Source organism: Lactobacillus sp. W8172, assembly GCF_016102055.1.
In the GTDB taxonomy this organism is placed as follows: domain Bacteria; phylum Bacillota; class Bacilli; order Lactobacillales; family Lactobacillaceae; genus Lactobacillus; species Lactobacillus apis_A.
On the sequence record NZ_JACFPG010000001.1, the window covers coordinates 309,124 to 320,913 of the forward strand.

An 11,790-nucleotide genomic window follows, 5' to 3' on the forward strand; every position below is an offset into this window, starting at 1 on the left:
GGTAAACTTTTTGAATAAGGAGCCATCTCTTTCACTATGCAACGTCTTTGGATAACAGGATACCGAAATTATGAGCTAAATACTTTCGGTGATAAGGACCCTAAAATAAAGTTAATTAAATTACTAATAGAAAAGCGCTTAATCGATTTGCTAGAAAACGATCAGCTTGACTGGCTAATTACTGGGGCTAATCTTGGAATCGAGCAGTGGGCTTGCGAAGTCGCAATCAGCTTAAGAGAGAAATACCCTTTGCATGTTTCAATTATTATTCCATATGAAGAATTTGCTAATCGCTGGAATGAGACAAACCAAAACAAATTTTTAACTCTCAAAAGTCAAGTTGATTTTTTTGCAGCTACTTCTAATCAGGCATATCAAAGTCCGGTTCAATTACGAAACTATCAGAATTTCATGTTATTGCATACCGACGGAGCAATGATGATTTACGATCCCGAAACCCCAGGCAAACCTAAGTTCGATTATACCGCAATTAAAAACTTTCAGGAAGAAAATGAGTATCCTTTAGAATTAATTGACTTTTATGATTTGCAAGATTTTGCTGAAGAATATCAATCGGATCACGATGAAAGCAATTTTATCAACTAAATATAAAACTTTTTCTAAGCTTAGCTTTTTAGTTTTAAGAAAGGGGGCTTTTTGCTAGAATAAAAGAGGAATATTAAAGGAGCTTTTATTCATGGCAGATTTAAATGATATCAAACTATCCACTCAGGATATTTTAAAGAAACAATTTAGAACAAAAGTTAAGGGAATTGATCCAGATGAAGTCGATGCTTTTTTGGATCAAGTAATTGCTGATTACGACACATTTGAGCAAATCATTGAAGACCTGTACGGCCAGATTGGTAAACTGCAAGGTGAATTAATGAATAATCAGCCAAAGGAGACTCCCGCTGATTTGCAGAAAACAAGACGAATTACGCCAATTCATTCTGATGATACGGTTAAAACATATAACCCAAGTCAAAGCAGTGATGCGTTTAATTCACTTAGCGACGACTCACAAACAGAGAATTCAACAAATATGGCAATAATTCAACGAATTTCAGCCTTGGAACGTAAAGTTTACAACTTAGAGCAACGAGTTTATGGGTTACAAAAAGAGTAAGCTCTGTTATAATTTTTAATAGTGCAAATTTTGAGCAGTCGCGGTTTGACTTTTAGTCAGGCTGAGGAAAGTCCACGCACACACAAGCTGCGATGCTTGTAGTGATCGTATTTAGCCCAATAAGCTAAAGGATTTTAAATAATTACGGCGAAAAAAGTGCTAAGTTAATATTAATATGCATGAATATTCTGAAAAGTGCCACAGTGACGAAGCTTGAGTGGAAACACTCTTGGTGGAACGAGGTAAACCCTGCGAGTGTGCAACCCAAATTTGGTGGGGGCGTCTCAACCAAAAGGAAATGAACTAAATGGTTGGATTGCTTTTTAGCAAAGATAGATGGCTGCTGAAGGTAATTATGCCAAAATTACTGGAACAGAACGTGGCTTATAGAAATTTGCATGGCAGCGCTGAGCTTTTCAAAGAGCTCAGCGCTTTTTTAAATGAAAGAGTTAATGAATGAAAAAATATCAACTATATACAACAATGGGTGCCGGTTTTGAAAGCGTAGTAGCAAAAGAATTACAATCACTTGGCTATGAAACACGTACTGAAAATGGTCGTGTCTTTTTTGAAGGCAATCAATCTGACATAGTTAAGACTAACTTATGGCTAAGAACTGCTGATCGGGTTAAAATTTTACTTAAAGAGTTCAAAGCAACTGATTTTGATACTCTTTATAATCAAGTTTATGACATTGACTGGGCTGAATTACTGCCTGTTGATGCAAAGTTTCCTGTTCAAGGCCGTTCAGTTCGTTCTAAACTACATTCGGAGCCAGGTATCCAATCAATCGTAAAAAAAGCGATTGTTAATAAAATGTCTGATCAGTATCATCGCCGTGGCTTTTTACCTGAAACGGGTAGTGAATATCCTTTGGACATTCATATCTATAAAGATCTTGCCCGAATTTCTCTTGATACCACTGGCGCAAGTTTATTCAAGCGCGGCTATCGTATTGAGCACGGTGGGGCTCCTTTAAAAGAAAATTTCGCAGCTTCTTTAATTAAGTTAACGCCTTATGATGGAACGCATCCCTTGATTGACCCAATGACTGGTTCTGGTACCTTAGCAATTGAGGCAGCCTTAATTGGTCGAAACATTGCTCCTGGAACTTGGCGAAAATTTGCTTTTGATGATTTTGATTGGTTTGATTCTGATTTACATGATGATCTTTTAGAACAAGCAAAGTCAGAGGTTAGAACCCTTGACCAACCAATTTGGGCTTGTGATATAGACCAATCAATTTTAGAAATCGCCAAATTGAACGCTAATAATGCTGGTGTTTTACAGGATATTTATTTCAAGCAAGTAGCTGTTAAAGATTTTGCAACTGATTTAGAAAATGGTGTAATTATTGCTAATCCACCATACGGTAAACGTCTTAAAGAGAAAAAGACTGCCGAAGAGCTTTATGTTCAAATGGGAGAAGCACTTTCTAAGTACGATGACTTTAGCCAATACTATTTGGTGGGTGATCCAGAGTTTGAACAATTTTTCGGAAAAACTGCTACAAAGAAACGTAAGTTATTCAACGGAAATTTACGTGTTGACTTTTATCAATATTGGGCTAAGAAAAAATGATTACTGACAGATTAAATGATGAATTTTGGGTTATAACCGACACTCACTTAATCGCAGATTCTTTGCATGATGCTGGGGAAGCTTTTAGGAACATTCAGAAAACAAGTCAAGGTAAGGACTTAGACTACCAAGAAATTGCCTTACGTGCTTTTTGTAAGATGGCAAACGAAAAAAAGCCAGCAGCAATTATTGTTACCGGTGATGTTACTTTCAACGGTGAACTAATTTCTGCGCAAAAGTTTCAAGAGATATTCAGTTCCTTAACTGACACCAAGCTCCTAGTTGTGCCCGGAAATCATGATATTTATGATGGCTGGGCGCGAGAATTTAAAAAAGACCAACAACTGTACACTGAACAAATTAGTCCTGTAAACTGGCGCAAAGTTTTTAATAGTTCTTATGAATGTGCATTAAAAAGAGATCATCATTCTCTAGCTTATTGTGTCCAGTTTAATCCTGACTATTTGTTTTTCATGTTAGATTCTAATATCTATGGTCAACATGAGGCAATCGGTGCACCATCTACAGCTGGCCAAATAAACGAAGAACAATTAGTCTGGTTTGGAAAGCAGTTAGATTTTGCAAAAGTTCATCATTTAAAACCTGTTTTATTTATGCATCATAATCTGTATGCCCATAACCCTGCAGTAAATCAAGGCTTTGTTTTAAATAATGCTCCGTTTATTCGGCAATTATGTAAGGAATATGATGTTAAAGCGGCTTTTTCAGGTCATATTCATGCTCAGAACATTGTTGATCCACAGTTGCCAACGCCAACTACTGAAATTGTAACTTCAAGCTTCTGCTCTTATGACCAAGCTTACGGTGTTGTCAAAATCACACCAGATTCACTTCAATATGAACGGCGTATTTTTAATATGACACCATATTTATCTACTGAAGAACAAAAAAATCCAACTTTAATGAATTTTCACCATTATCTAAAGGAAATCCAACTTCATAATTTAACGAATAATTCTAGTCAAAAGGATGACACCACAAACAATTCCGTGTTACTTCAAAAAGTGGATCAGTTATTCATTGAAATGAATTATAACTATTTTACAGGGCATAACCACATTAGCCAAAGTGACTTAACCCAACTTTATTCGTCACCTGAATTTAAGCTTTTGGTTACCCAGCGACCACGTTTTTCCAAATATTTAAAAACGCTGTATGATACTACTGATCATAGTAATTTACAGGTGAGAATAGATTATTAAGAAGAGATATTAATGAAAAAACACCATTTTATTATTTTAGGAAGAGTCGGCATTATTTACTATAGCTGGCTTCTAATTATTCTTTTCACGACCTTAACCCTAGCTTATGAAAGTACAAAAGCAGTGAATTGGCCTGCAATTTGTTTTGGAATTATCTTTTTACTACTAGTAATCTATACTTACTTAGCTTCATATTGGACTAAAAAGAGTCTAAAACTTCCATTTAAAAAGAAAATCAACTGTCAGGTTGCCCCAAAGTTACGCTACACTTGGCATTTCTTTAATGTCTATGAAATTAAGATTTCTGCTTTGCAAACCTATTATCTGTTAGGAATTGGCAAGTTCAATTAACAAGAAATATTAAGTTTTACTATCGTTACCAATAAGCGAATATTATTAAGCAAAATTTGTTATAATTAGTATTAAGTTACTAAAAGGTGGGACCTAAATTCTAATATGAAAAGACTGAAAACATTTTAAACATTAACAATTAAATTTTTATATATAGAAAGGGGCATGTGCAATGAAATCAGACATTCAAATTGCTCAAGATGCTCAAGCATTACCTATTAAAGAAATCGCCGCAAAAATCGGCTTAAGTGAAAACGATATTGAGCCATATGGCAACGATAAAGCCAAAATCAATTGGAAAGCCATCAATAAAACAATGGCAAATGATTATTTAGGTAAATTGGTCCTAGTGACATCTATTTCACCAACACCTGCTGGCGAAGGTAAGTCAACCATGACAATCGGCTTGGGTGATGCTATCAATAATCAATTACACAAGAAAACTGTAATTGCCTTACGTGAACCCTCAATGGGACCAGTTTTTGGTTTAAAGGGTGGAGCTACTGGTGGTGGCCAAGCTCAAGTCATTCCAATGGAAGACATTAACCTTCACTTTACTGGTGATATGCATGCCTTGACTTCTGCAATTGACACCTTAGCTTCCCTAGTTGACAACTATATTTATCAAGGAAACGAACTAAACATTGATCCAGATCGTATTTTGCTTAAGCGTGGAATAGATGTAAACGACCGTAGTTTGCGTAATATTACAATTGGCCAAGGTTCAAAATTTAACGGCGTTGAACATAAATCAAGTTTTGCAATCACGGTTGCAAATGAATTAATGGCCATTTTGTGTTTAGCAACTGACATCAACGACTTGAAGAAACGTATCGGTTTAATGCTAGTTGGTTATACTAAAGATGATCAGCCAGTTTACGTAAAAGATCTTCATTTCGAAGGCGCAATTGCTGCACTGCTATCTAATGCTCTTAAGCCTAACTTAGTTCAAACAATCGAGCACACACCTGCACTTGTTCATGGTGGTCCTTTTGCCAACATTGCTCATGGAGCTAATACCGTGATGGCAACAAACTTGGCTCTTCACTTAAGTGATTACACATTAACTGAAGCAGGCTTTGGTAGTGATTTGGGCGGACAAAAGTTTATGGACTTTGTTTCAAAGCACTTAGAAAAGATGCCAGACGCTAGCGTTGTTGTCGCAACTGTTCGTGCTCTAAAATATCAAGCAGAAGGTTCAACAGACAATCTAGACAAAGAAAATCTTGATGCTTTACGCGAAGGCTTTAAAAATCTAGAACGTCATATGAACAACATGCGTAACTACAATGTACCTGTAATCGTCTTGATTAATCGGTTCGCTACGGACACAGAAAGAGAGCTTGAGCTGTTGCAAAATTTGGTTAAAGAGCAAGGAATCGATGCAATAGTAGTTGACTATCATGAAGAAGGCTCTAAGGGCGGTATAGAAGCTGCTCAAGCAGTTATCGGCCTAGCAAACTCAAACCAAGCCAACTTACAATCAACTTACAACGATGATGATCCGGTGAAAACTAAGATTGAAAAAGTAGCACAAAAGATCTACCACGCAAGTAACGTTGAATATACCGAAAAAGCTGAACGTGACATTCACGAATTAGAAAAAATGGGGAAGGATAAACTACCCGTTATCATTGCTAAAACACAATATTCGTTTACTGATAATCAAAAATTGTTGGGCGCTCCGACTGATTTCACTTTGCATGTCAAAGGTGCAAGTTTGAAGAATGGTGCAGGTTTTATCGTGATTACTACTGGACATGTTTTAGATATGCCAGGATTACCAAAACATCCAGCAGCACTTGATATTGACGTTGACAATAACGGTAAAATTAGCGGGTTATTCTAAGTTTAAAGTATGAGTTTTTTATACCTTATTATTACTGCGGTTGTCGTTAGCGGCGATCAAGTTCTTAAGCATTTTATCGCCACTAATTATGAAGTCGGTGAAGTCCATCAGATTATTCCTGGCATTCTATCTTTTAATTATCTTCAAAATAGTGGAGCAGCTTGGAATATTCTGACCGGTCAAATGTGGCTCTTTTACATTATCAGTGCCATTGCGATTTTTGTATGCCTTTACTATCTATTTAAGGCCAATGTTCATAGCAAATTATTTAAGTTTGGTATTGCTTTGGTTTTAGGTGGTATTATTGGCAACTTGATTGACCGTATTCATTTGAAATATGTTATAGACATGATTCAAGTCGATTTCATTCACTTTAATATTTTTAATCTTGCGGATTCTGCAATTACTGTTGGTATTGTTCTGGTATTTATTTACCTACTCTTTTTTGATGAAAGTGATAAAAACTAATGCCTGAAAGATATGAATTAGAAGTCGCAAACGAAAATGAACGTTTAGATAAGTTTATTGCTGAAAAAATAAGCACTTTATCACGCACACGAATCAAGGAACTGGTTAAAGAAAACCATATTCTTGTAAACGGCGTTAACGAAAAAGTTTCGTATAAAGTTCAACAAGGCGATCATATCGTTGTCGATGTTCCTGCACTGAAACCATTATCAATTGATCCGGAAAATATCCCAATGGACATTGTTTATGAAGATGAAGACGTTATAGTGGTTAATAAGCCGCAAGGCATGGTCGTTCATCCTTCAGCGGGACATCCCGATCATACATTAGTCAATGCATTGTTGTTCCATACCAAAGATTTAGCAGCTAGTCCTGAAGGTTTTAGACCTGGGATAGTTCATCGAATTGATAAGGATACTTCAGGCTTATTAATGATTGCTAAAAATGCTCAGGCACGTGAGTGTTTAGAAGAACAATTAGCGCACAAAACAAATAAACGTTTATATCTTGCAATTGTTCATGGTAATTTTGGTGAAAATTCGGGCTTAGTTGATGCTCCAATTGGTAGAGATCATTTTAATCGAAAGAAAATGGCTGTAACTGAAACTGGTAAAAATGCTGTTACTCATTTTACGGTTTTAGAACAATTTCAAAATTATAGTTTGATTCAATGTCAACTTGAAACTGGAAGGACACACCAAATTAGGGTTCATTTAGCGTATATTGGGCACCCAGTAGCAGGCGATCCGTTGTATGGACCGCATCATACCTTAAAAGGGCATGGTCAATTTTTACATGCTGCAGTCTTAGGCTTTAATCATCCTAAAACAAATCAGTGGCTAGAATTCAAAGTTGATCCTCCAAAAATTTTTACTCAGAAACTAACCGAACTAAGAGAAACTAAGTGATTAAATGAAGCGATTTTTAATTCTTGAAGATGGTAGTTCATTTGCTGGAGAAGGCTTTGGCGCCTCAATTATTTCAACTGGTGAATTAGCAATTCAAACGAGCAACTTTGGATATCAAGAAGCGTTAACAGATCCGACCAATGCTGGTAAGATTCTGGTTTTTACTACCCCTATGATTGGTAGTAACGGAATTAATGCTATTGACTATGAGAGTATTAATCCCACAGTAAAAGGCATTATTGTCAACGATGTGGCTAAAAATATTTCTGATAGTGAAAATTTTCAAGATCTTGATTCTTTTTTAAAGGAAAAGAATATTCCTGCAATTTCGAATATTGATACCAGGGCTCTTGTCCATCGCTTAGTTAAAGAAAAAACAATTAAAGCTTCAATTATGGATACTGACGATGAACATGCTTTTGATCAAATCAAAGCCTTAGTTCTACCAAAGAATAAGTCTGCAAGTGTTTCTACTAAAAATCCGTATGCTGTACCAAATGTTGGTAAGACTGTAGCAATCATTGATTTGGGTTTGAAGCATTCAATGCTGCGCGAATTGTCTTTGAGAAAAATAAACGCAACCGTTTTACCATATGACGTTTCCGTACCTGATATTAAAAATTTGCGGCCAGATGGTATCATTGTGTCAGGCGGCCCTGGGAAAGTTGAAGAAGTTAGTCCTACTCTTAGCCCTATTTTTGAAGCCTTTTATGGTCAATCTCCATTATGGGGAATTGGCTTAGGCTTTTTGGCGTTGAGTGATTATTTAAATTTTGATCTTGTCAACTTATCCAGGACTTACAATGGAACTAATTTTCCAGTAATTGAGCAACATTCAAACAAAATTTGGCAAACTGCGATGAACATTGACCAGTTAGTCGCACCTGCTAGTATTCAACTAGAACTTGACCAATCATATTTTGATTTACATAGTAATCTAATAGCTGGTTTTAGTAGTAAAAAAGAAAAGGTAATTGCGACCGCTTTTAATGCAGAAGGGGCTCCTGGTAGCCTAGACGCACTGGAAATTTTTGACAGTTTTATAAAGATGATGGTGTAATTATGCCTTTAGATAATGATTTAAATAAAGTACTCATCATTGGATCAGGCCCGACCTTAATTGGTAGTGTTTCTGAAACCGACATTTTAATTAGTGACGCAATCAAAGCACTAGTTGAAGATGATATTCAGGTTGTTCTGGTAAATCCAAACCCTGCAACAGTTTCAACTGACAAACAGCCCAAAGTAACAACTTACCTTGAGCCTATGACATTGGATTTCTTAAAACGGATTATTCGGATGGAAGAGCCGAGTGCTATTATCTCAGCTTATGGCTCCACGATGGGAATAAAAGTTACACGAGAATTGGTAAGTGATGGCATTCTAACCCAAATGGGTATTCGGTTACTGACAATCAATGAGCAGACCCTTCAAGTTAATACAGAAGAGAAGATGACCGCTTTTTTAACTAAAAACGGAATTTCAGCCAGCAGATACTTAAAATTATCTGGGCTTACTGCAAATGAAATTGAAAAGCAATTAACAGAACATGTTAATTATCCTGTTCTGTTAATTAAGGAAAAGCCGTACTTAAACGATAAAAAAATACTTTTTGATAATGCGCAAGATATTGCAGACTATCTTAAGGAGGAGCGTCAAAATGAAGACTTTCCTGAAAATCGCTACTATTTAACTGAAGATCTTTCTAATTGGGAAGAAATCATTCTCAATATTATCCGTGATAGTAATGGTAACGTTTTGTTTACTAGTTTGGCAGACAATATTGAACCGGTTTCCATTGATTCTGGCGATTCAGCCGCAGTAATGCCTGCTTTAACGCTTAATAATGACCAAGTCCAAACTTTAAGGAAAATCGCCAAAAAAATTGCCGCAAATTTGAACATTGTTGGTATTTTGAATATTCACTTCGCGGTCAAACACAATGGTACCAATTTTGCTGTGCGCGTCCTGTCCATTAAACCACGACTAACTCGTAGCGCAATTTGGTCACAAAGAATTGGCTTATATAGTTTAGGTTATGTTGTTTGCAAAGTAGCTATCGGTTACCATCTAAATGAAATCACAGATCCAATGTCTGGCCTCAACGCAGCGATTGAGCCAGCACAGGATAAAATAGCAATCAGGTTACCATTCTGGTCATTAACTCAGTCCGACACTAATCATTATCAACTTGGTAGTCAAATGCAAGCCAGTGGGGAAGCAATCGGAATTGGCCAAAATTTTGAATCAGCTTTTCTAAAAGGTTTAGCTTCAACCGTTAATGTCAAAATTGCAATTAATGAGTTCCGCAAAGAAATAGCAAAAAGTGACGAGGACATTATTGAAGATTTACTTCATCCTGATGAACTTCACTTAATTAAGTTATTAGCTGCAATCTCTAAAGGCTTTACATACCAGGAATTGCAAAAAATCATCAGCATCCATCCAGTCTATTATCAAAAATTTGAACATCTTGCGCATCTTGGTCGTCAATTAGCCGAAGAAGAAGTTACTGACGACTTGTTAATCGAAGCAAAAAAGAGAGGTTTCCGCAACCTGTTAATTTCAGATTTAACTGGAATCAATTTAAAAGAAGTAGAGAAGCGAATCGAACGGCTCCAATTAAAGCCAGCTTATTTGCAAATAGACGGTTCGGCTGGTGTTTATGAACCAAAGGTGCATGCTTTTTATAGTGCTTTCGGCGTACAAGATGAATCAATCCAGTTAGATTCAAAAAAGAAAATCCTAATCGTTGGAATGTTGCCTTCACAGGTATCAGTTACTAGTGAATTTGATTACATGGTAAGTCATGCAATAGATACTTTACATAATAATAAATATGACACTGTCATTATTTCCAATAATGACGAATCTGTTGCTACCAGCTATCAAAAAGCTGATAAAGTCTATTTTGAACCTATCACAGTTGAAAATATTGTTCATATTGCCGAGAAAGAAGGGATTAAAGAAGTTCTCCTTCAATTTTCAGGCAAAGAAATTAGTGGCTTAGCAAAAAGATTGATGAACAATGGCTTGAGTATTCTAGGAACGGGAGACGTTAATCCCAAAGATCGAATTGAGCAAGTCTTAAATTCTTCATTAGACTCACTAAGGCAAACCCAAATGATAACCACTTTAGATCAAAAAGCTGGAGAAAAATTTATCGAAGAAAATGATTTTCCACTTTTAATTGGTGGTTTCAATAGCCAAGGTGTAAAGCAAAAATCTGCAGTTGTTTATGATAAGCCGGCTTTGGAAAAGTATTTAAATGAAAATCAGTTATCCAAAATTTCATTGTCACATTTTATTGAAGGCAATAAGTATGAAATCACTGCCATATCAGATGGTGAAAATGTTGCTATACCGGGTATTATCGAGCACTTAGAACAAAGTGGTTCTCATGCTTCTGATTCAATCGCTGTGTTTAAACCACAAAATCTGTCTACACGAGACCAAAAACGTTTGACTGAATATACCACTGATTTAATAAAACAAATTAAACTACGGGGAATTTTTACACTTCATTTCTTAATTGTTAAAGACAATGTTTACTTGTTACAGATAAAGCCATATGCTGGCCACAATGTCGCTTTTTTAACCCAGGCATTGGGTAAGGACATTACAGCATGTGCTACTGAAGTTTTAACTGGTAAAAACTTAAATGAGCTAGATTATGAACGAGGCTTATGGCACTCAAATAACTTCATTTATGTTAAAATGCCAGTATTCTCATACATCGACTATCACAGTGAGAACACCTTTGACTCCAAAATGAAATCTTCTGGATCCGTTATGGGACGTGATACTGCACTGTCTAAGGCACTCTATAAAGGATACGAAGCAAGTGGTATTTATATTCCTAGTTTTGGTACAATTTTCATGTCAGTACGTGATGCCGATAAAAAGAAAACGACTGAGCTTGCTAAACGCTTTTATCAGCTTGGTTTTAAGATAATTGCCACGGAAGGAACAGCTAATTGCTTGGCTGAAGCGGGGATTACTACCGGAGTGGTAAGTAAAATTCATTCGGACTCAAACAGTCTCTTAGACAAAATACGACAACGAAAAATTGTCATGGTAGTTAATATTACCGATTTATCTGATTCAGCTAGCGGAGATGCAACAAGAATTCGCGATGAAGCTTTAAATATTCATATTCCGGTACTTTCAAGTATTGAAACAACAGAATTAATCTTAAGGGTTCTTGAATCTTTGTCACTAACCACTCAACCAATTTAAAAACTTAACTTTAAGCAAAAAGAGGATAAATGATTATCCTCT

The 11,790-nt window shown here is 36.1% G+C and carries 10 protein-coding genes and 1 other RNA gene; all 11 read left to right on the top strand.

Annotation, left to right across the window (positions count from 1 at the left end):
* The first annotated feature begins 36 nt into the window (after positions 1-36).
* A complete protein-coding gene (locus H3R21_RS01440; protein ID WP_046306884.1) occupies positions 37-606 on the top strand; it encodes a DUF1273 domain-containing protein in 570 nt (189 codons plus the stop codon).
* A 91-nt stretch (positions 607-697) separates the two neighbouring features.
* Positions 698-1,129 carry a DivIVA domain-containing protein gene (locus H3R21_RS01445; RefSeq protein ID WP_046306883.1) on the top strand — a complete coding sequence of 144 codons (432 nt, stop codon included), beginning with the start codon at positions 698-700 and terminating at the stop codon, positions 1,127-1,129.
* 26 nt (positions 1,130-1,155) lie between these two features.
* Positions 1,156-1,521: RNase P RNA component class B (gene rnpB / locus H3R21_RS01450), an RNA gene on the top strand.
* Positions 1,522-1,585: 64 nt separating this feature from the next.
* Positions 1,586-2,710, top strand: a complete 1,125-nt coding sequence (locus H3R21_RS01455; RefSeq protein WP_046306882.1) for a class I SAM-dependent RNA methyltransferase — start codon at positions 1,586-1,588, stop codon at positions 2,708-2,710.
* Positions 2,707-3,933, top strand: a complete 1,227-nt coding sequence (locus H3R21_RS01460; protein ID WP_198182507.1) for a metallophosphoesterase — start codon at positions 2,707-2,709, stop codon at positions 3,931-3,933. The genes H3R21_RS01455 and H3R21_RS01460 overlap by 4 nt, the downstream gene beginning before the upstream one ends.
* Before the next feature lie 12 nt (positions 3,934-3,945).
* Positions 3,946-4,284 (top strand): acyltransferase, encoded by a 339-nt coding sequence (locus H3R21_RS01465; RefSeq protein ID WP_198182509.1) that lies wholly within the window; start codon positions 3,946-3,948, stop codon positions 4,282-4,284.
* Between the two features lie 172 nt (positions 4,285-4,456).
* Positions 4,457-6,133 (top strand): formate--tetrahydrofolate ligase, encoded by a 1,677-nt coding sequence (locus H3R21_RS01470; RefSeq protein WP_198182511.1) that lies wholly within the window; start codon positions 4,457-4,459, stop codon positions 6,131-6,133.
* 9 nt (positions 6,134-6,142) lie between these two features.
* Positions 6,143-6,601 (top strand): signal peptidase II, encoded by a 459-nt coding sequence (gene lspA, locus H3R21_RS01475; RefSeq protein ID WP_074425351.1) that lies wholly within the window; start codon positions 6,143-6,145, stop codon positions 6,599-6,601.
* Positions 6,601-7,509: an RluA family pseudouridine synthase gene (locus tag H3R21_RS01480; protein ID WP_198182513.1), complete on the top strand. Its 909-nt coding sequence runs from the start codon at positions 6,601-6,603 to the stop codon at positions 7,507-7,509. The genes lspA and H3R21_RS01480 overlap by 1 nt, the downstream gene beginning before the upstream one ends.
* A gap of 4 nt (positions 7,510-7,513) precedes the next feature.
* On the top strand, positions 7,514-8,569 hold the full coding sequence (locus H3R21_RS01485; protein ID WP_046306876.1) for a carbamoyl phosphate synthase small subunit: 1,056 nt from the start codon (positions 7,514-7,516) through the stop codon (positions 8,567-8,569).
* A gap of 2 nt (positions 8,570-8,571) precedes the next feature.
* Positions 8,572-11,748 (top strand): carbamoyl phosphate synthase large subunit, encoded by a 3,177-nt coding sequence (locus H3R21_RS01490; protein WP_198182515.1) that lies wholly within the window; start codon positions 8,572-8,574, stop codon positions 11,746-11,748.
* The last annotated feature ends 42 nt before the right edge of the window (positions 11,749-11,790 follow it).

Excerpts from the sequence above, each read along its gene's own strand:
- H3R21_RS01470 (WP_198182511.1), top strand. The coding sequence starts at position 4,457 with ATGAAATCAGACATTCAAATTGCTCAAGATGCTCAAGCATTACCTATT.
- H3R21_RS01455 (WP_046306882.1), top strand. The coding sequence starts at position 1,586 with ATGAAAAAATATCAACTATATACAACAATGGGTGCCGGTTTTGAAAGC.
- H3R21_RS01485 (WP_046306876.1), top strand. The coding sequence starts at position 7,514 with ATGAAGCGATTTTTAATTCTTGAAGATGGTAGTTCATTTGCTGGAGAA.
- lspA (WP_074425351.1), top strand. The coding sequence starts at position 6,143 with ATGAGTTTTTTATACCTTATTATTACTGCGGTTGTCGTTAGCGGCGAT.
- H3R21_RS01465 (WP_198182509.1), top strand. The coding sequence starts at position 3,946 with ATGAAAAAACACCATTTTATTATTTTAGGAAGAGTCGGCATTATTTAC.
- H3R21_RS01490 (WP_198182515.1), top strand. The coding sequence starts at position 8,572 with ATGCCTTTAGATAATGATTTAAATAAAGTACTCATCATTGGATCAGGC.
- H3R21_RS01440 (WP_046306884.1), top strand. The coding sequence starts at position 37 with ATGCAACGTCTTTGGATAACAGGATACCGAAATTATGAGCTAAATACT.
- H3R21_RS01445 (WP_046306883.1), top strand. The coding sequence starts at position 698 with ATGGCAGATTTAAATGATATCAAACTATCCACTCAGGATATTTTAAAG.
- H3R21_RS01480 (WP_198182513.1), top strand. The coding sequence starts at position 6,601 with ATGCCTGAAAGATATGAATTAGAAGTCGCAAACGAAAATGAACGTTTA.
- H3R21_RS01460 (WP_198182507.1), top strand. The coding sequence starts at position 2,707 with ATGATTACTGACAGATTAAATGATGAATTTTGGGTTATAACCGACACT.